The 18696-nt window shown below is 71.8% G+C and carries 19 protein-coding genes; 17 read left to right on the top strand and 2 right to left on the bottom strand.

The window, feature by feature from the left end; genetic code table 11:
* Window positions 1–21: 21 nt before the first annotated feature.
* Window positions 22–408 (bottom strand): ATP-binding protein, encoded by a 387-nt coding sequence (locus ABT294_RS27605; RefSeq protein WP_350809176.1) that lies wholly within the window; start codon window positions 406–408, stop codon window positions 22–24.
* Between the two features lie 221 nt (window positions 409–629).
* Between ABT294_RS27605 and ABT294_RS27600 the strand changes: the two genes are divergently transcribed.
* From ABT294_RS27600 to ABT294_RS27555, 10 genes are all read left to right on the top strand, one after another.
* Window positions 630–965 (top strand): STAS domain-containing protein, encoded by a 336-nt coding sequence (locus ABT294_RS27600; protein WP_350809175.1) that lies wholly within the window; start codon window positions 630–632, stop codon window positions 963–965.
* A 62-nt stretch (window positions 966–1027) separates the two neighbouring features.
* Window positions 1028–1378 carry a phosphoribosyl-AMP cyclohydrolase gene (gene hisI, locus ABT294_RS27595; protein ID WP_350809174.1) on the top strand — a complete coding sequence of 117 codons (351 nt, stop codon included), beginning with the start codon at window positions 1028–1030 and terminating at the stop codon, window positions 1376–1378.
* Between the two features lie 209 nt (window positions 1379–1587).
* Window positions 1588–2130 (top strand): Trp biosynthesis-associated membrane protein, encoded by a 543-nt coding sequence (locus ABT294_RS27590; RefSeq protein WP_350809173.1) that lies wholly within the window; start codon window positions 1588–1590, stop codon window positions 2128–2130.
* Window positions 2131–2319: 189 nt separating this feature from the next.
* Entirely contained in the window at window positions 2320–2964 is a 645-nt protein-coding gene (locus ABT294_RS27585; protein WP_350809172.1) for a DUF4190 domain-containing protein, read from the top strand.
* 150 nt (window positions 2965–3114) lie between these two features.
* Entirely contained in the window at window positions 3115–3717 is a 603-nt protein-coding gene (locus tag ABT294_RS27580) for a CD225/dispanin family protein (protein WP_350809171.1), read from the top strand.
* 1 nt (window position 3718) lies between these two features.
* Window positions 3719–4150 carry a DUF2752 domain-containing protein gene (locus ABT294_RS27575; RefSeq protein WP_350809170.1) on the top strand — a complete coding sequence of 144 codons (432 nt, stop codon included), beginning with the start codon at window positions 3719–3721 and terminating at the stop codon, window positions 4148–4150.
* A 119-nt stretch (window positions 4151–4269) separates the two neighbouring features.
* The gene (gene trpC, locus ABT294_RS27570) at window positions 4270–5109 is read left to right on the top strand and encodes an indole-3-glycerol phosphate synthase TrpC (RefSeq protein ID WP_350809169.1); all 840 of its coding nucleotides are present in this window, start codon (window positions 4270–4272) and stop codon (window positions 5107–5109) included.
* Between the two features lie 39 nt (window positions 5110–5148).
* Window positions 5149–6354, top strand: a complete 1206-nt coding sequence (trpB, locus tag ABT294_RS27565; RefSeq protein ID WP_350809232.1) for a tryptophan synthase subunit beta — start codon at window positions 5149–5151, stop codon at window positions 6352–6354.
* A gap of 46 nt (window positions 6355–6400) precedes the next feature.
* On the top strand, window positions 6401–7201 hold the full coding sequence (trpA, locus tag ABT294_RS27560; protein WP_350809168.1) for a tryptophan synthase subunit alpha: 801 nt from the start codon (window positions 6401–6403) through the stop codon (window positions 7199–7201).
* Between the two features lie 248 nt (window positions 7202–7449).
* Window positions 7450–11319, top strand: coding sequence for an endo-alpha-N-acetylgalactosaminidase family protein (locus tag ABT294_RS27555; protein WP_350809167.1), 3870 nt, complete (start codon window positions 7450–7452; stop codon window positions 11317–11319).
* 12 nt (window positions 11320–11331) lie between these two features.
* On the opposite strand, the gene ABT294_RS27550 is transcribed toward ABT294_RS27555, so the two are convergent.
* Window positions 11332–13032, bottom strand: coding sequence for a glycoside hydrolase family 35 protein (locus ABT294_RS27550; protein WP_350809166.1), 1701 nt, complete (start codon window positions 13030–13032; stop codon window positions 11332–11334).
* A gap of 128 nt (window positions 13033–13160) precedes the next feature.
* On the opposite strand from ABT294_RS27550, the gene ABT294_RS27545 reads away from it, so the two are divergent.
* The 7 genes from ABT294_RS27545 (at window position 13161) to ABT294_RS27515 (ending at window position 18601) form a co-directional block, all read left to right on the top strand.
* The gene (locus tag ABT294_RS27545) at window positions 13161–14012 is read left to right on the top strand and encodes a helix-turn-helix transcriptional regulator (RefSeq protein WP_350809165.1); all 852 of its coding nucleotides are present in this window, start codon (window positions 13161–13163) and stop codon (window positions 14010–14012) included.
* Between the two features lie 127 nt (window positions 14013–14139).
* Window positions 14140–14619, top strand: coding sequence for a DoxX family protein (locus tag ABT294_RS27540; RefSeq protein ID WP_350809164.1), 480 nt, complete (start codon window positions 14140–14142; stop codon window positions 14617–14619).
* Window positions 14619–15371: a DsbA family protein gene (locus tag ABT294_RS27535; RefSeq protein ID WP_350809163.1), complete on the top strand. Its 753-nt coding sequence runs from the start codon at window positions 14619–14621 to the stop codon at window positions 15369–15371. Before ABT294_RS27540 ends, ABT294_RS27535 begins: the two co-directional genes overlap by 1 nt.
* Before the next feature lie 26 nt (window positions 15372–15397).
* Entirely contained in the window at window positions 15398–16498 is a 1101-nt protein-coding gene (lgt, locus tag ABT294_RS27530; RefSeq protein WP_350809162.1) for a prolipoprotein diacylglyceryl transferase, read from the top strand.
* Window positions 16495–17199 carry a VIT1/CCC1 transporter family protein gene (locus ABT294_RS27525; RefSeq protein ID WP_350809161.1) on the top strand — a complete coding sequence of 235 codons (705 nt, stop codon included), beginning with the start codon at window positions 16495–16497 and terminating at the stop codon, window positions 17197–17199. Before lgt ends, ABT294_RS27525 begins: the two co-directional genes overlap by 4 nt.
* Entirely contained in the window at window positions 17196–18008 is an 813-nt protein-coding gene (locus tag ABT294_RS27520; RefSeq protein WP_350809160.1) for a hypothetical protein, read from the top strand. The genes ABT294_RS27525 and ABT294_RS27520 overlap by 4 nt, the downstream gene beginning before the upstream one ends.
* Window positions 18008–18601 carry a hypothetical protein gene (locus ABT294_RS27515; RefSeq protein ID WP_350809159.1) on the top strand — a complete coding sequence of 198 codons (594 nt, stop codon included), beginning with the start codon at window positions 18008–18010 and terminating at the stop codon, window positions 18599–18601. The genes ABT294_RS27520 and ABT294_RS27515 overlap by 1 nt, the downstream gene beginning before the upstream one ends.
* The last annotated feature ends 95 nt before the right edge of the window (window positions 18602–18696 follow it).

The raw sequence follows: 18696 nt of genomic DNA, 5'->3' as shown, positions 1-18696 counted from the left end.
CCCCGCTGGCTCCGACCCCGCTCACTCCAACACTGCGGCGACCGTGACGCGGGTGCCGCCGGGGCCCGACACGATCGTCACCTGGTCGCACAGCACGCAGGTCAGCCAGAGGCCCCGGCCGCCCGTCGCCAAGCCCGGCGGCGGCTTCGACGCTCTCGTCCAGCTCGTCCAGCCGGAAGGCAGGCCGGGCCCGTCGTCGACGACCTCGCACCAGAGGCTGCCCGCGCGCGGCCACAGCCGCAGCCGACCCCCGCCGCCGCCGTGCACGACGGCGTTCGTGACGACCTCGTTGACGGCCAGCACGAAGTCCTCCAGCCGCCGGCCCGCCAGCCCCAGCCCGGCGGCGTGTTCGCGGACCGCCCGCCGCAGGACCGCGACGCGCCCCCCTGCGAATGTCGCGCAGAGCACCCGCCTACACATCGCCGGCACCGGCCCGGCGCGAGACACGGTGCCTCACGACGATCCCTCCAAAACCGTACGTGGCACCGAAACTACTCCCCGCAGCGTCATCACGTACCGCGTTCTCCGCAAAACACTCGGTGACGCGCCGCAGCGAGGTATACCTTTTCGTGCGGGCTGAGTGGCGGGACTATGCGGGACTATGCGGCGGGGCTATGAGGAGCATGGGCGTGGACGTGCTGGAGATGACGCGACATCGACACGGGGAACTGGTGGTCGTCAGCCTGGCGGGGGAGGTGGACGTGGACAACGTGTCGAGGGTTCGCAAATGTCTCGATGAGGCGGTGGAAGACCACGGTCCCCGGCTGGTGGTCGACCTGAGCGCGCTCACCTTCATCGACACGACCGGCCTCGGCGTCCTGGTGCGGCTCCTGGCCAACCTGCGCGACCGGGACGGCACCATGGCCCTGGTGGCGCCCGACGGCCAGGTGCTGAGGCGCCTGCGCAGGACCAACCTGGCGCCGCTGTTCCCGATCTACGACACCCTGGCCCAGGCGCTGGGCTGACAGCGGGCCGCTGCCCGGCGTCCGATGTCAGGGGCGGGCGTCGTGGCTGGTTGAATGGCGTCATGTCGCTCGACCCCGAGATCGCCGCACGGCTCAAGCACAACGGCGACGGGCTGGTGCCCGCCATCGTCCAGCAGTACGACTCCGGCGAGGTGCTCATGCTCGCCTGGATGGACGACGAGGCGCTGCATCGCACGCTCACCACCGGCAGGGCCACGTACTGGTCGCGCAGCCGGAGCGCGTACTGGGTCAAGGGCGACACGTCCGGGCACGTCCAGCACGTCAAGGCGGTCTCGCTCGACTGCGACGGCGACACGATCCTGCTCAAGGTCGACCAGGTCGGCGTCGCCTGCCACACCGGCGACCGCACCTGCTTCGACGCCGGCCCGCTCGAGGTGACGGCGGCGCCATGACCGATCCAGGCCAGGCCCCTGACCCGTCGGCGGGAACGGACCCCACCACGGGCGGACACCGGCCAGGCCCTCCGGCGCGAGACGCACGTCCGCCCGGTGCTCCGGCGGGAGACGCGCGTCAGCCGGGCCCTCCGGCGGCGGATGCTCGCCCCTCCGGCTCTGCGGCGGCGGATGCTCGCCCGTCCGGCTCTGCGGCGGGTAGGCGGGAGTTGTGGGGCTGGGTGGCGGGCACGGCGCTCGGGTGCCTGCTCGTGCTTCTCGCCGCGGGCCGCGCCTGGGTGAGCGTCGCGGGTGCGTCCCCGACCGCGCTCGTGCTGCCGACCGGGGGAGAGCTGAGCCCGGTGCTGACGCCGCTGGCCCTGGCTGGGCTGGCCGGGGTGGTGGCGGTGCTGGCGACCAAGCGGGCCGGTCGGCGGGTCGTCGGCGTGCTGGTGGCCCTGTGCGGGGCGGGCGCGGGGCTGGGCGCCTGGATGGCCATCGACGGCGAGCGGGTGCTCACCTTGCTGCGCGAGCGCAACGTGCTGCGCGCCGCGGGGGCTCTCGACTGGTCGCTGGTGGCGGCGTGGCCGGTGCTGTGCGGGCTGGGCGCGCTGCTGATGCTCGCGGGCGGAGCCGTCGCGGTGGTCCGCGGCGGACGCTGGGCCGGCATGTCCGACCGGTACGAGCGCGGCACGCCCGAGGCGCGCACCCGGCCCGGTGACGACCGCGCCCTCTGGGACGCCCTCGACCGCGGCGACGACCCCACCGCCTAGCCCTGCGCACGCAGGCCCGGCGAACCAGCGGGCCCGGCGAACCATGGGGCCTCTCGTTCCTTCCGGTTCGCACTCGGTGACGCTCGTATTACGAATTGCCCACGCCGTTGAACCTCGCGCCTCCAGGTAAACGTCTAGTCAATAAGCTGCCGGTGCAACTCGTCACGAACCATCTGAGGAGCCAGACGCATGAGCTACGGGGACCAGGGCGGTAGCGGGGGCTACGGCGCGCAACCGCCCGGCGGCGGTTACGGTCAGCAACCGCCGAGCGGCGGCGGCTACGGCCAGCAGCCCCCCAGCGGTGGCGGCTACGGCCATGGTCAGCAGCCTCCCAGTGGCGGCGGCTACGGCCAGCAGCCCGTGAGCAACGGTGGTTACGGACAGCAGCCTCCGAGCGGGAGCTACGGCTATGGCCAGCAGCCGCCGAGCGGTGGCGCTTACGGCCAGCAGCCGGCGAGCGGCTACAACCAGGCATACGGGGAGGGCGCGTACGGCCAGCAGGGCTACGGCCAGGCCGGGTACGGGCAGCAGGGCTACGGGTACGGCGCCCCCGCGGCGCCCAGGAGCACGAACGGCATGGCGGTCGCCTCGCTCGTCCTCGGCATCCTCGGCCTGGTGCTGTGCGGTTTCACCAGCATCCCCGGCGCCGTCCTCGGCCACGTGGCGGTCAACCGCATCAAGAAGACCGGTGAGCAGGGCCACGGCATGGCGGTGGGCGGCCTGGTCACGTCGTATATCACGATCGTGCTCTGGCTGCTGATGTGGATCTTCTTCGGCGGCATGTGGCTGACCCTCATCGGGCTCAGCTCGGCCGCCTCGACCAGCGACATCTGACCGCCGGCAGCAGTGGCCGGGCGGATGCGGTGAGACGCAGTCCGGTTACAACTTGTCCGCAACCTGGACGTTATTCCACGTGGATGGCGGTTTGTCGCTAGGCTGCCGCGCGCAACTCGCCAGAGAATGACCACCTGAGGAGTCATTAGCATGAGTTACGGAAACCAGGGCGACGGCGGTTACGGCGCCCAGCCGCCTGGCGGCGGTTACGGCCAGCAGCCGCCGAGTGGCGGTGGTTACGGTCAGCAGCCTCCAGGCGGTGGCGGTTACGGTCAGCAGCCGCCCAGTGGTGGCGGCTATGGCCAGCAGCCCCCCAGCGGCGGCGGTTACGGTCAGCAGCCCCCCAGCGGTGGTGGCTACGGCTATGGCCAGCAGCCGCCCAGTGGTGGCGGTTACGGTCAGCAGCCGCCGAGTGGCGGTGGCTACGGTCAGCAGCCCCCCGGCGGCTACGGCCAGCCCGGCGGTTACGGCGCCCCCTCGACGCCGCCCGACAACCACCTGGTCGCCGCGATCCTCACCACGCTGTTCTGCTGCCTTCCGTTCGGTATCGTGTCGATTGTCAAGTCGTCGCAGGTGAACTCGAAGTGGCAGGCCGGCGACTACCAGGGCGCGATGCAGGCGTCCGAGGAAGCCAAGACCTGGTGGAAGCGGGCGCTGATCTTCGGCATCATCGCCGAGGTCCTCATCATCGTGGGGTACGTCCTGCTGTTCGTGATCCTCGCGTCGACCGCTTCATCGACCTACGGATACTGATGTGAGCCTTGCGAACCTCGAGCGGCGCGGCACCGACCGCCTCAGGTCGGTGCTCGCGCCGCTCGGCGTCGCCGCGGCGGCCGGAGCCGTCTTCGCGTTCGTCGGCGCGGTCGACCCCAACCAGCCCGGTCACTACCCGACCTGCCCGTTCCTCTGGGTCACCGGCTGGTACTGCCCCGGATGCGGCACGCTGCGCACGATCCACGCGCTCGCCCATCTCGACCCGGTGGCCGCGCTCGGCCTGAACCCGCTCGCGGTGGTCATGCTGCCGTTCCTGGTGTTCTGGTGGGGCCGCTGGCTGGTCCGCTCCTGGCAGGGCAGACCCAGGAGGGCGACACTCGCGCATCCCGGATGGGTGTGGGCGTTCCTCGGCGTGGTGCTCGTCTACTGGGTGGTCCGTAACCTACCGTTCGGGGCATTCCTCGCGCCGTAGCCGGGGGCTGTGGTGAGGTGACCTCGGCGGGGCCGATAGCATCGCAGTACAAGGCCGGGAGCGTACGCGACGCGAACTTCCTGCCGCCCCCAGTTGCCGACCGGAGGGACCCCAAGCGCGTGAGTGAGCGGACCGAAAGGCCGAGTGTCCTCGACGACATCCTCGACGGGGTGCGCGCCGACCTCGCCGCACGCCAGCAGGCCGTGTCGCTTGACGAGCTCAAGCGGCGGGCCGAGCGGGCTTCCGGGCCCCGCGACGCGTTCGCCGCGCTCGGCGGCGACAGGGTCTCCGTGATCGCGGAGGTCAAGCGCTCCAGCCCCTCGAAGGGCGCGCTCGCCGCCATCGCCGACCCGGCGTCGCTGGCCGCCGACTACGAGGCCGGCGGCGCGCACGTGATCAGCGTGCTGACCGAGCAGCGCAAGTTCGGCGGCAGCCTCGACGACCTGGCCTCCGTGCGCGCCCGCGTCGACATCCCGATCCTGCGCAAGGACTTCGTCCTCACCTCCTACCAGCTGTGGGAGGCCCGCGCGCACGGCGCCGACCTGGTGCTGCTGATGGTCGTCTGCCTGGAGCAGGAGGCGCTCGTCTCGCTGATCGAGCGGGCCGAGTCGATCGGGCTCACGCCGCTGGTCGAGGTCCACACCGACGAGGAGCTGGAGCGGGCGGTCGCGGCGGGTGCCCGGGTGATCGGGGTCAACGCCAGGAATCTGAAGACACTCGAGGTCGATCGCGATGTCTTCACCAAGCTGGCGCCGAAGATCCCCGATAATGTCATCAAGATCGCCGAGTCGGGCGTGCGCGGCCCGCACGACCTGCTCGCCTACGCCAGGGCCGGCGCCGACGCCGTCCTGGTCGGGGAGAGCCTGGTCACCGGCAAGGATCCGCGCAGGGCAGTGGAGGCGCTGGTGACCGCCGGCGCCCATCCCGCGACGCGCCCCGACCACGGAGCAGAGGGATAGCAAGTGGCACACGAAGGCTCCATCATCACCGCCGCCGACCTGGCGGGCAACGGCGCCCACGGCGACGACCCCGACGTGCACGGCAAGTTCGGCATCTTCGGCGGCCGCTACGTCCCCGAGGCGCTCATCCCGGCGCTGGACGAGGTCGCCGCCGTCTACGAGAAGGCCAAGAGCGACCCCGAGTTCGTCCGCGAGTTCGACCACCTGCTGCGCACGTACGCGGGCAGGCCGACCACGCTGACCGATGTGCCGCGCTTCAGCGACCACGCGGGCGGCGCGCGGATCGTGCTCAAGCGCGAGGACCTCACCCACACCGGCGCCCACAAGATCAACAACGTGCTGGGCCAGGCGCTGCTGACCAAGCGGCTCGGCAAGAAGCGGGTCATCGCCGAGACCGGCGCGGGCCAGCACGGCGTGGCCACCGCCACCGCCGCGGCGCTGCTCGGCCTCGAGTGCGTCATCTACATGGGCGCCGTCGACACCGAGCGCCAGGCGCTGAACGTGGCCCGGATGAAGCTGCTCGGCGCCACGGTGGTGCCCGTCACCAACGGCTCCCAGACCCTGAAGGACGCCATCAACGAGGCGTTCCGCGACTGGGTCACCAACGTCGACACCACGCACTACCTGTTCGGCACCGTGGCGGGGCCGCACCCGTTCCCCGAGATCGTCCGCGACTTCGCGCGCATCATCGGCGTCGAGGCCCGCCGCCAGATGCTGGAGCTGACCGGAGAGCTGCCCGACGCGATCTGCGCGGCGGTCGGCGGCGGCAGCAACGCCATCGGGATCTTCCACGCCTTCCTCGACGACCAGGGCGTCCAGCTGCACGGCTACGAGGCGGCCGGCCACGGCCTGGACAGCGGCGAGCACGCGCTCACGCTCACCGCCGGGTCCGTCGGCGTCCTGCACGGCTCGCGCACCTACGTGCTGCAGGACGACGAGGGCCAGACCGTCGAGTCGCACTCCATCTCGGCCGGCCTCGACTACCCGGGCGTCGGGCCCGAGCACGCCTGGCTGAAGGACAGCGGCCGCGCCACCTACCACGGCGTCACCGACGACCAGGCGATGAGCGCCTTCTCGCTGCTGGCCCGCACCGAGGGCATCATCCCGGCGATCGAGTCGTCGCACGCCCTGGCGGGGGCGCTGGAGCTGGGCCGCGAGCTCGGGTCCGGGGCGACGATCCTGGTGAACCTCTCCGGGCGCGGCGACAAGGACATGGGCACCGCCATGAAGTACTTCAACCTGTGACGGCGTAGCCCGACGACGCGGCCTCGATCACTGAGAACGGACCATCATGACTACTCTTCAGACGGTGTTCGCCAAGGCGAAGGCCGACAACCGGGCCGCGCTCGTCGGCTACCTGCCCGCGGGCTTCCCCTCCAAGGACGGCGCGATCGCCGCGGCCGCCGCCCTGGTCGAGGCGGGCTGCGACGTCATCGAGATCGGCCTGCCGTACTCCGACCCGCTGATGGACGGGCCGACCATCCAGGACGCCGTGCACCGGTCGCTGCTCAACGGCACCCGCATCGCCGACGTCCTGCGCACCGTCGAAGGGGTGGCCGCCACGGGCGCGGCCACGCTCGTCATGACGTACTGGAACCCGATCGACCGCTACGGCGCCGAGCGTTTCGCGCGCGACCTCGCCAGCGCGGGCGGCACCGGCACGATCACCCCCGACCTGACCCCGGAGGAGTCGCAGCCCTGGCGCGCGGCCTCCGCCGAGGCCGGCATCGACACCGTCTTCCTGGTGGCCCCCAGTTCCACGGAGGAGCGCATTCAGGCCGTGGTCGACTGTTGCACCGGGTTCGTGTACGCGGCGTCCCTGATGGGCGTCACAGGGGCCAGGGAGACCGTCAACGTGGCGGCCGAGGACCTGGTCAAGCGCACCCGCGCGCACACCGACCTGCCGGTCTGCGTCGGCCTCGGCGTCGGCACGGGCGCCCAGGCGGCGGAGGTGGCGGCCTACGCCGACGGGGTCATCGTGGGATCGGCGTTCATCCGCCGCATCCTCGACGCCCCCGACGAGGCCGCGGGCCGCGCCTCGATCTCCGAACTGGCGCGCTCGATGGCCGAAGGGGTCCGCTCACGCGCGTGACGCCGTTCGCATGGCGCCGCCCGCGCGTGACGCTGTTCACGCCGTGGTGGCGGGTCGTGGAACTTGCGGGTGGACCTCTTGGGGACGTCGGGTGAGCATGGGGTGGGGTTTTACCGGTTCTGTCAGAAGTGCCACGTGTAAGCGGATAAGTGCAAGTATTCGCGCCTTTAGTCCATGGCGCGGGTCGTGGTGGCGGGCGATGGTATCGGGGCCCAGGAAGTGTGACGCATTCCCGTGAAAGGACCCGTATGCGTCGACGTCCCATCACCCTCGCCTTAGCCGTCGCCTCAGCCGCGCTGGCCCCTGCGTTCGCCGTGGTCACGCCCGCCCGGGCGGAGCCCACGCCGACCCCCGTCCCCTCGCCGGCCTACGAGCTGGCGTCGCCTGAGCCGTCCGCCACGGAGGCGCTGCCGACGCCCACGCAGCAGAACCTGGCACCCAGGCCGGCGACGGTGGCACAGCCGATCACGATCACGTCCAGAGAGCTGTCCGTCGAGCTGGACCCGGCCTTCCCCAGGGTCCTGCGCTACACCGACCGGGCCGGCGGGGCCACGATGGGCGGCAGCACCGGCGTCCCCGCCGTCGTGCTGAACGGCAAGCCCTACCCGGCCACCGTGGCGCTGACCGGCAACGACGGCGCGACCGCCCGCTACCGGCTGACCTTCCCCGACCTCGCCGGCGTCGCCCTGGAGGCCAGCCTCGGCGTCAGGAGCCGGGTGACGACGTTCGCCGTCGACGCCGTCCGCGACACAGAGGCGTTCCGCGTCAACACGATCGACCTGCCGGGGCACGACCTGGTGTCGGTGTCCAGCGACCAGCCGGGCGCCGCGACCGCGTTCACCAGGCTGGACCCCAACTCCACCCGCACCGCCGACGTCTTCGCCCGGGTCACGGCGGAGACGAGCCCCGAGGCCGCCCCCGTCGGCGCGAGCTACGCGATCGTCAACACGGCCGCCCTGGCCGCCGCCGTCGAGTCGAACTCCACCTACGACAAGCCCTCCGGCCCGACCGACAAGGACGCGGCCCGCTTCTGGCACCAGGCCAGGAAGGACGCCGACGGCACGGTCCGCGTCGGCGTCTGGAGCGGCCAGTGGACCTACCGCGGCACCGGCGCCCCCTTCACCGACGATCTCCCCTGGGCCAGGGTCGCGATCACCCCCGACGCCAACGGCGACGGGACCCTCGACTGGCAGGACGGCGCCATCGCCTTCCGCGGCATCGAGGTCAGGCCGCTGGGCGCGGACCAGACGAAGAACCGGGTGATCACCCACATCCCGTTCAACTTCTCCAGCCAGGCCACCCACCCGTTCCTGCGCACCCTGGACGACGTCAAGCGCATCTCCCTGGCCACCGACGGCCTGGGCCAGCTGGCGCTGCTCAAGGGCTACCAGTCGGAGGGCCACGACTCCGCCCACCCCGACTACGGCGGCAACTACAACAGGCGCGCCGGCGGCCTGAGCGACCTCAACACACTGCTGACGTCCGGAAAGGAGTGGAACGCCACCTTCGGCGTGCACGTCAACGCCACCGAGTCCTACCCGGAGGCCAGGAACTTCTCCGAGCAGCTGGTCGACAAGAACGCCAAGGGCTGGAACTGGCTCGACCAGTCGTACCCGATCGACCAGCGCCGGGACCTGGCCGCCGGCACTCTGGCCAGGCGCTTCAAGCAGCTGCGCGACGAGACCGCCGGCAACCTGGCCGTCCTGTACGTGGACGTGTTCAGGCCGCACGGCTGGGTCGCCGACCGCACCCTGGCCGAGCTGCGCAAGCAGGGCTGGCAGGTGGCCACCGAGTGGGCCGACAAGCTGGAGCGGGCCTCCCTGTGGGCGCACTGGGCCAACGACCTGAACTACGGCGGAGCCACCAACAAGGGGCTCAACTCCCAGATCATCAGGTTCATCCGCAACAGCGAGAAGGACGTCTGGAACGCCCACCCCATCCTCGACAACGCCCGCATCGTCGAGTTCGAGGGCTGGACCGCGGAGAACGACTTCACGGCCTTCTACCGCAACATCTGGGAGCACAACCTGCCCGCCAAGTTCCTGCAGCACCAGCAGATCGTCGACTGGAACGCCGACGAGATCGTCTTCACCGGCGGCGTGCGCGGCACGCTCAAGGACGGCAGGCGCGAGTGGTTCGACGGCGGCCACAAGGTGCTCGACGGCGGCACGTACCTGCTGCCGTGGCAGGGCCGGTACTACCACTACAACCCGGCCGGCGGCGCAACCACCTGGGACTCCGACCGTCCGCTGACCGTCTACCGGCTCACCGACCAGGGACGCGTCGAGGTCGGCACCGTCACCCCCGTCAACGGCAAGATCACGCTGCGGGCCGAGGCAGGCGTCCCGTACGTGCTGTACCCCGGCAGGGCGCCCAAGCGGCCCGACCCCGGCTGGGGCGAGGGCAGCGGCGTGGCCGACCCCGGCTTCAACAGCGACAAGCTCGACGGCTGGGACGTCACGGGCCCGGTGCGCGCCGAGACGAACGCGCTCGGCCAGCGGGTGGCGCTGCTCGACGGCGGCGTGGCGGCCACCCTGGAGCAGCGGCTCAAGGGCCTCAGACCGGGCCAGACCTACACCGCCTCGGCCGCGATCGAGGTCGAGCCCGGCCGGACGAGAGACACGAAACTGGAAGCGGGCGGCGAGTCTGTGACGATCCACCGCTCCACGGCCAGGAACTACATCGCTTCCGACGAGAAGCACGACACCTTCTTCCAGCGGGTCAAGGTCACCTTCACCGCGTCCAGGAGCACGGCCACGCTGCGGCTCAGCGCCGCCGACGGCGCCGCGCGGGTGCGGGTGGACGACGTGCGGCTGGTCAGGCGCGACAGGCCGTCCGGCACCGAGACGTTCGAATCGGCCGAGCAGGGCTGGGGCCCGTTCGTCAAGGGCGACGCCGGAGGCGCGTTCGACGCCCGCACCCACCTGTCGCAGCGCCACGACCCGTACACGCAGGCGGGCTGGAACGGCAAGACGATCGACGACGTCCTGTCCGGCGACTGGTCGCTGAAGGTCCACGAGGAACGGCAGGGGCTGGTCTACCGGACCGTCCCGTGGACGGCCGCCCTCCAGCCCGGACACGCCTACGAGGTGTCGTTCGACTACCAGAACGCCCAGCAGGGCACGTACGCGTGGGTGACCGGCTACGACAAGGCCGGCTCCAGCGTCGAGACGCGGCGCACGCCGCTGCCCGAGCAGCGCTCCACCGCCCGCTTCACCGAGCGGGTCGTCGCGGGCTGCGGCGACGCCTGGGTGGGGCTGCGCTCGCTCCAGCCCGAGCAGGCGGGCGCGGACTTCGTCCTGGACGACTTCACCGTCACCGACCTGGGGGCGGCTCCCGGCACGCAGGCGTGCGCCTCGCTGCGGGTGGACCCGGCCTCGGCGGCGTTCGAGCAGGGCACGGCCAACGACGTCACCATCACGTTCACCAACCTCGAGGACGCGGCGGCGACGGACGTCAAGGTGACGCTGGCCGTGCCGGAGGGCTGGACGGTCACCGGCGAGGGCGGCGGCGCCGTCGAGCCGGGCGGCACGCTGAAGACCGCCTGGAAGGTGACGCCGCCCCCTGACGCCGCCTACCAGGCGTACGAGTTGAAGGCCACCGCCGGCTACACCACCGGCGGGAGCGCCAGGTCCGTCGACGCGGTGGCGAGCGTGCGGACGCTGCCGCCCCCGCCCGGCTCGGACGCCTGGGCGAGCGACCTGGAGTGGCTCAGCGCCGACAACGGCTGGGGGCCAGCCGAGCGCGACCGCTCCAACGGCGACAAGGGCGCGGGCGACGGCACGCCGATCCTCATCGGCGGCCAGAGCTTCCCCAAGGGGCTGGGCACGCACGCGCCCGCCAGGATCCGCTACTACCTCGGCGGCCGGTGCGCGGCCTTCACGGCGTCCGTCGGCGTGGACGACGTGCAGGCCACGCGCGGCTCCGTGCGGTACACCGTGGAAGCCGACGGCGCCGTCAGGGCCCGCACGCCGGTGCTGCGCGCGGCCGACCCGGCCTACGAGCTGAGCGCCGACCTCACCGGCGCCCGCTACGTGGACCTGGTCGTGGACGACGGCGGTGACGGCAACGGCAACGACCACGCCGACTGGGGCGCCGCCCGCTTCCACTGCGCCTGACCGCTCCTGGGGTCAGCCCAGGTCGGGCTCGGCGCGGACCTCCAGCGCCGGGCCCGGCCCGTCCAGTTCCAGCACCACGATCTCGTTCCCGCCCGCCCGCAGCAGCGGCGCGGGGACGTACAGCGTCCGCTGCGGACCGCGCTCCCAGTAGCGCCCCAGGCAGAACCCGTTCACCCAGACGTACCCCTTGCCCCAGCCGGGGAGCTCCAGGAACGCGTCGGCGGGCTCGGAGACCTCCAGCGAGAAGCGGAAGAACGCCCGCCCCTCGCCGGTCACCTCCTTGTGGAACGGCACCTCGGGCAGCTCGTCGAGGGGGATCGCCCGCGCGCCGACCTCGTGCAGGTACTGCTGGCGGTGCAGCACCCCGTCGAGGAGGCCCTTGCGCTCGCCGACCAGCGGCCCGTAGTTGGTCCTGCCCATCGACTCCACCAGCAGCTCGACTGTGGCGGGCCCGGCCACCTCCAGGACGGGCGCCGGCTGCCCGCGCTCCAGGACCGCGACCTGCTCGCCGTCCACCAGGACGTGCGCGCGGTCGTGCAGGCCGCGCACGGTCAGCGGTTGCGGCCCGCGCGGGCCCGGCACCTCCACCCGGTAGAGCACGAGGCCGTGGTGCAGGCCGAGGTCCTCGAACGAGGGCGGGGTCGCGGCCGTCACCTCCGGCAGGGCGACCGCGTCCAGGACGTCGGCCAGCCGCGCCGACCCGGTGGGGAGCAGCGTCGCGGGCGGCAGTGCGGGCGGCGTCGGCGGGACGTCGGGCAGCTCGCCCGCGTACTGCGAGAGCACCTCCCTGAACCGCCAGAACTTCTCCGTCGGCGCTCCCCGCTCGTCGATCGGCGCGTCGTAGTCGTAGGAGGTCACCGTGGGCCGCCACTCGCCGGTGGCGAGCTCGCCTGTCTGGTTCGCGCCGGCCCAGCCGCCGAAGTTGGTGCCGCCGTGCGCCATGTACATGTTGACCGACGCGCCGGTGGCCAGCGTCCGCTCCAGGACGTCCGCCGCGTCCTCGGCCTCGCGGGTGACGTGCTTGTGCCCCCAGTGGTCGAACCAGCCGCACCAGAACTCCATGCAGAACAGCGGCTCGCCCGGACGGTGCGCGCGCAGCGTGGCGAACGCCTGCTCCGGGTCCGAGCCGAAGTTCACCGTGGCCAGCACGCCCGGGACGGCGCCGCCGGTCAGGAGCCAGTCGGCCGGGCCGTCGGAGGTGAACAGCGGCACCTCGACGCCCCTGGCCACCAGCCCGTCGGCCAGGTGGCGCAGGTAGGCCCGGTCGCTGCCGTAGGAGCCGTACTCGTTCTCCACCTGCACCATGATCACGTTGCCGCCGCGCGTCACCTGCCGCTCCGCCACCAGCGGGATCAGCCGGTCGAAGTAACGGTCCACCTGGCCCAGGTAGCCGGGGTCGCTCGTGCGCACCTTGCCGGTGAGCCAGGACGGCAGCCCGCCGTTGTCCCACTCGGCGCAGATGTACGGCCCGGGCCTGACGATCGCCAGCAGCCCCTCGGCCGCGGCGGCGTCGAGGAAACGGGCCAGCTCGTCCAGGCGGCGGAACTCGCCGGGGCGCGGCTCGTGCAGGTTCCACGGCACGTACGTCTCGACGGTGTTCAGGCCCATCGCCCTGAGCATCGACAGCCTGTGCCGCCACAGGTCCGGATGGACCCTGAAATAGTGGAGCGCTCCGGACAGCACCCGGAACTCCGCGCCGTCCAACCTAAACAATTCACCATCGATCGTGAAATTTCGCATATGTCTTCCCGTACGTTGAGTCTTCCCCCCGCAGCCTCGCCGAGCAGGCCATTCGCCGGCCATGGACAAACCCGGGGACCTGTTGGACTTGGGAGGGCCTGATGACGCTCAGGCAGTGGATGCACTACCTCACGCCCGGACCCGTCCACCACCGGCTCGGCCTGGCCTGCCTCGGCGTCGGACACCAGGAGGGCAGGCTCCCCGCCGTCGGCCCGCGCACGCTGAACCACCACGTCGCCATCGTCGTCACCGAGGGCAGCGGCTGGTTCTCGCACGCCGGCGGCCCGCCCGTCGAGGTGGCCGCGCCCGCCGCCATCTGGCTGCTTCCCGGACTCCAGCACCACTACGCGCCGCACGCTCCCGGCTGGAGCGAGTGGTTCGTCGACTTCACCGGACCCGCCGCCACCGCCTACCAGGACCTCGGCTTCGTGGCCGCCGACACCCCCGTCACCCCGCTCACCACCGCGGAACCCGCCGTCCGCGCCATCGGCCGCATCGCCCGCGCGTGCCGCAGAGGCAGCCCCTACCTGGAGGTGGAGACCTCCGCCATCGTGCACGAGGTGCTGGTCGCGCTCAGGAACAGCCGCGCCGACGAGGACCCGCACGGCGACCCGGTGCTGGCAGGGCTGGCCAGGGACGCCTGCCTGCCCGACTCGGTCGCCGAGCACGCGAGCCGGCTCGGGATGCCGCTGGCCGAGCTGCGCCGGGCCGTGCGGCGGCTGGCCGGGTGCAGCCCCAAGGACTACCTGCTGTCGATCAGGCTCACCCACGCCAAGGACCTGCTGGCCACCACGGACCTGCCGGTGGCCGCGGTGGCGCGCCGCGTCGGCTACGCCGACCCCGCCTACTTCACCCGCCTGTTCACCCGGCGCGCAGGCATTCCTCCCAGTGAGTTCCGCGCACAGCAGTATCGCGGCTTCCCCGCCGCGCCGCGCGGTGCGAACCTGCCTTAGCTGAGGCTTATCCTCTCCGTGATCAGATGGGCTCCGGATACTGTGCCCATCCCGGCGCAGAGGAAGAGGAGTGTGGCCTGTGGTCGCGTCAGAAGCGTCACTGCGCGCCAGATCGACGGTACCCTGGGTGACGACCGTCGCCCGGCTCGTGCTGGGCGTGGTGCTGATATCGGCGGGGGGCCTGAAGATCGGCAACCCGTCCGATTCCGTGCTGGCGGTCAAGGCGTACCAGCTGCTGCCCGACTCGGTCGCCACCATGGTGGGCTACGGCCTGCCGATCCTGGAGATCGTCGTCGGAGTGCTGCTGGTCATCGGCCTGCTGACCAGGGTGGCCGCGGTAGTCGCCGCGCTGCTCATGTTCGCCTTCGTCTTTGGCATAGCCTGGGCATGGGCGAACGGCCTGCGGATCGACTGCGGCTGTTTCGGCGGCGGCGGCCAACTGGGGGCCGGTCAGGAGCCGACGTACCTGCTCGACATCCTGCGCGACTTCGGCCTCGTGCTGCTCGGCGCCTGGACCGCACGCTTCCCACCCGGACGCTTCGCGCTCGACCAGGCCCTGGGGCTGGCCGGTGGCGAGCGCAACCGTGAGAAAGAGGAGAACGACTGATGGGCAAGGCCGGCCGCGCGAAGTCGGCGCGGGAGAAGATCAAGGAGCAGCAGGAGCTGGAACGCTCCCGCGAGCAGCGCAGAAAGGTGGTCACGTACTTCTCCGTCGGTGTGGTCGCGATCGCCGCGGTCGGGGCTGGCTGGCTGTACGCGGCGAGCCGCTCCCAGTCGGAGGAGGCCGCCAACGGGCTGGCGCCGACCACTGTGCAGGCCGACGGCTCGGTCGTGATGGCCAAGCCGGGCGTCACCAAGCCCGTGGTCGACATCTTCGAGGACTTCCAGTGCCCCGCCTGCAAGCAGATGGAGGAGGTCAGCGGCTCAACCTTCAGGAACCTCGCGGCCGAGGGCAAGGCCAAGGTCGTCTACCACCCGATCACGATCTTCGGGCAGGATCCGGCCAAGTCCAACTCCATCCGCGCGGGCGCGGCGGCACGCTGCGTGGCCGACGGCAAGCAGTGGGTGGCCTATCACGACGCCCTGTTCAAGAACCAGCCCTCCGAGACCGTCGAGGGGTTCAAGACCGACCAGCTCGTCACCTGGGGCAAGGAGGCCGGAGTGACGGCCCCCGGCTTCGACACCTGCGTCACCGGCCAGAAGCACGCCCAGGCGCAGGCCGACTACAGCGTCAAGGTCAACACCGAGCAGAAGCTCAAGGGCACCCCGACGGTCAAACTGAACGGGACGGAATTGGAGAACACGGTCATCTTCGCCCCGCAGGAGCTGCGTGATGCGGTCACCAAGGCGCCCAAGTAGCCGCACGTCCGCTACCCTCACCTGACATGCCCCTAGCCTCGATTCCCAGCCCTGCAGAAGGGGTCTGGTACCTCGGATTCATCCCGATCCGGGCCTACGCTCTGTGCATCGTGCTCGGCGTCGTCTTCGCCGTCTGGCTGAGCGAGCGCCGCTGGCGCGCGCGCGGTGGTCAGAAGGGCACGATCATCGACATCGCGGTGCCCGCGGTGATCTTCGGCCTGATCGGCGGTCGCCTCTACCACGTCATCACCGACTGGCAGACGTACTTCGGCGACCGCGCGATCAAGAAGCCCTACCAGGCCCTGTTCATCTGGGAAGGCGGGCTGGGCATCTGGGGCGCGATCGCGCTCGGCGGCGTGGGCGTCTGGTGGGCCTGCCGCAGGCGCGGCCTGTCCCTCAGCGCCGTCGCAGACACCGTCGCGCCCGGCATCGCGTTCGCGCAGGCCATCGGCCGCTGGGGCAACTGGTTCAACCAGGAGCTGTACGGCGGCCCGACCACGCTGCCGTGGGGTCTGGAGATCGACCAGCAGCACGGCGGCGAGCCCGGCGTCCTCTACCACCCGACGTTCCTGTACGAGTCGATCTGGGACATCGCGCTCGGCTTCGTGCTGCTCCTCGTGGGCAGCCGGTTCACGCTGCGGCACGGGCGGCTGTTCGCCCTCTACGTCGCCGGCTACACGCTGGGCCGGTTCTGGGTCGAGGGCCTGCGCATCGACCCCGTCGGCGGCGTCGACCACGCGGTCACCTTCCTCAGCCTGCGGCTGAACCAGTGGACGTCCATCGTGGTGTTCGTCGGCGCGCTGATCTACTTCTTCGCGACCAGGAACAAGGACACCCCCGAGTTCGTCGTCCCCGCGGGCGACGCCGAGCAGGCCGAGCAGGAGGCCGGGCAGAGCGGCTCCGACGACCCCGCGCACGAGGTCGCCCCGCCCGCCGACCGGCCCGCAGAGCCCGGCGACGACGCCGCCCGCCCCGATGACAAGGCCGACGACAGCACCGGTGACAGCACCGGTGACAGCACCGGTGACGGCGCCGACGACGGGGCTGACAAGGGGGCCGACGTCGAGGCCGACGGGGCGGCGGTCAAGGCCGCGGAAGGCGTCCCGGAGGAGAAGAACGCGCGATGACCGGCCGCGCGGAGATCCACCACCAGCACCGCGACGTCAACGGCGGCTGGCTGCGGCCGTCGGTGTTCGGCGCGATGGACGGCTTGGTGTCGAACTTCGCGCTCATCGCGGGCGTCGCCGGCGGCACCTCGAACGCCAAGATCATCTCGTTGGCCGGCATCGCCGGGCTGGCCGCGGGCGCGTTCTCCATGGCCGGCGGCGAGTACGTGTCGGTCGCCAGCCAACGCGAGCTGGCGCTGGCCGAGATCGCCGTCGAAAAGCGCGAGCTGGAGCGCCACCCGGAGGCCGAGCAGGCCGAGCTCGCCGAGGTCTTCGTCGGCAGGGGCGTCGAGCCTGAGCTGGCCGACCGGGTGGCCGAGCAGATCTCCAGGAACCCCGACCAGGCCCTGGAGATCCACGCGCAGAACGAGCTGGGCGTCGATCCCGGCGACCTGCCCTCGCCCCGGGTGGCCGCGGTCTCGTCGTTCCTGTCGTTCAGCGCGGGCGCCGTGCTGCCGCTGCTGCCGTACCTGCTTGGCGTCACGAGCCTGTGGCTGTCGGCGGTGCTGTCGTGCCTGGCGCTGTTCGGCGCGGGCGCGCTGGTCTCGACGGTGACCGCGCGCACGTGGTGGTACTCCGGGCTGCGCCAGCTGGTCGTCGGCGTGCTCGCCGCCGGGCTCACCTTCGGGCTCGGCTCCCTGATCGGAGCCTCTGGACTGTGAACAGACCCGCCCCCCGCAAGCGACGCCGCACGCCGCGCTCCGACTGGCAGTTCCCCATCCTCACCCACCTGGGCATCCAGCCACAGCGGCAGAAGCTCCTGGTGATCATCGCCTCGGTGGCCGGCGTGCTGGCCATGGCCGCGGGGCTGGTCACGGTCGTGGCGTCACTCGGCGAGTACGCCCCCGAGCGGCAGGCCAGCGCCGCCGTGCTGGCCCTCGACTCCGACCTGCCGGTGGAGTTCCACGCCTGGTCCTCGCCCAAGCTGTTCGCGCCGGTCGGCACGCGGGCCAAGGACGCCAAGCCGCTCACCAAGGAAGAGGTGTTCGGCCAGCGCACCCTCACCGGGGAGAAGAAGCTGACCCTCAAGCTCGCCGGCAGCCGCGTCGACAACGACTGCGCGGCGGCCATGTGGGGCGAGGAACTGCTCGACCAGCTCGGCGACGCAGGCTGCAGCCAGGCGGCGCGCGGCCTGTACGTCAGCTCCGACGGCCGCTACCTGGGCCAGTACACCCTGCTCAACCTCCGCGACGGCGAGGCGGCGACCGAGCTGGTCGACTCACTGAAGACGCTCTACCGGGGCGGCTGGGCGAAACTGCTCGACGGCGCCAAGGTCTCCTTCCCGCAGGGCGGCCACACCGAGGCGGGCGGCTACGCGCTCGGCCACTACGTCGGCCTGGTCTGGATCGGCAGGGCCGACGGCCGCGAGCCCAACCCGAAGGACGACTTCGTCTCCCTCACGCTCGCGCTGCGGGGCGCGGAGAAGGCCGTCTACCGCAGGGTGGTCGCGATCACGGGGCCGGCGTCCTGATGCCGGTCCGTGTCGTGATCCCGCTGGCGGCGGTCGCCGCGGTGCTGCTGGGCGCCGGCGTCTGGCTGCTGACCCGGGGCGACACCCCGCGTCCCGCCGCCTTCAGGGCTGAGCCCACCTCCGCGCTGTACACGCTGATCGACTCCCGGCAGCGCGACGCTGCCCCGCTCACGCCGGCGGAGGTGTTCACGCCCGCCACCGAGCGGCTCGGCGCGCTCAAGCGCGGCCAGACCGAGCAGTTCGCCGACTGCGGCGAGGCGCTCGCCGGCGTCGACGCCCCCGGCTGCACCCAGGCGCTGCGGGCCGCGTACACGGGCGACGGGGTGGCGGGGCAGTTCGTGATCTTCAACCTCTCCGACGGGCGCGCCGCCGACGCGCTGGTGGCGGCGCTGGGCAAGGACGGGTTCGTCGGGCAGGCCGTCACCTTCGACGCCTCGCGCAGCCGGGCCGAGGCCAGGGCCATGGGCCACTACGTCACGGTGAGCTGGGCGGGCGCGACCCGGTCCGGTGCCGCCCCTGACCTGGTGCCGACGCTGATCGCCCTCGACGGCCTGGGGCGCGTCGTGCAGGGCCGCGTCATCGCCGCGACCTGACCACCGCATCGCACAGCCGGATGTCCTGGCGGGCTGGGTGTCGCCATGCCTGGCTACTTCGCGGCCAAGTGGGCACAGGGTCGCGGAAAGGAGGG

It is taken from the genome of Nonomuraea sp. NPDC000554 (assembly GCF_040300065.1).
Lineage (GTDB): Bacteria > Actinomycetota > Actinomycetes > Streptosporangiales > Streptosporangiaceae > Nonomuraea.
Note: the sequence above shows the minus strand (reverse complement) of the source record. Positions and strands in the feature narration are given on the sequence as shown.

What these genes read in the sequence shown, in the direction of transcription:
- hisI (WP_350809174.1), top strand. Translation starts at nt 1,028, where the DNA reads ATGTCGCTCGACCCCGAGATCGCCGCACGGCTCAAGCACAACGGCGAC.
- ABT294_RS27585 (WP_350809172.1), top strand. Translation starts at nt 2,320, where the DNA reads ATGAGCTACGGGGACCAGGGCGGTAGCGGGGGCTACGGCGCGCAACCG.
- ABT294_RS27580 (WP_350809171.1), top strand. Translation starts at nt 3,115, where the DNA reads ATGAGTTACGGAAACCAGGGCGACGGCGGTTACGGCGCCCAGCCGCCT.
- trpA (WP_350809168.1), top strand. Translation starts at nt 6,401, where the DNA reads ATGACTACTCTTCAGACGGTGTTCGCCAAGGCGAAGGCCGACAACCGG.
- ABT294_RS27555 (WP_350809167.1), top strand. Translation starts at nt 7,450, where the DNA reads ATGCGTCGACGTCCCATCACCCTCGCCTTAGCCGTCGCCTCAGCCGCG.
- ABT294_RS27545 (WP_350809165.1), top strand. Translation starts at nt 13,161, where the DNA reads ATGACGCTCAGGCAGTGGATGCACTACCTCACGCCCGGACCCGTCCAC.
- ABT294_RS27535 (WP_350809163.1), top strand. Translation starts at nt 14,619, where the DNA reads ATGGGCAAGGCCGGCCGCGCGAAGTCGGCGCGGGAGAAGATCAAGGAG.
- lgt (WP_350809162.1), top strand. Translation starts at nt 15,398, where the DNA reads ATGCCCCTAGCCTCGATTCCCAGCCCTGCAGAAGGGGTCTGGTACCTC.
- ABT294_RS27525 (WP_350809161.1), top strand. Translation starts at nt 16,495, where the DNA reads ATGACCGGCCGCGCGGAGATCCACCACCAGCACCGCGACGTCAACGGC.
- ABT294_RS27515 (WP_350809159.1), top strand. Translation starts at nt 18,008, where the DNA reads ATGCCGGTCCGTGTCGTGATCCCGCTGGCGGCGGTCGCCGCGGTGCTG.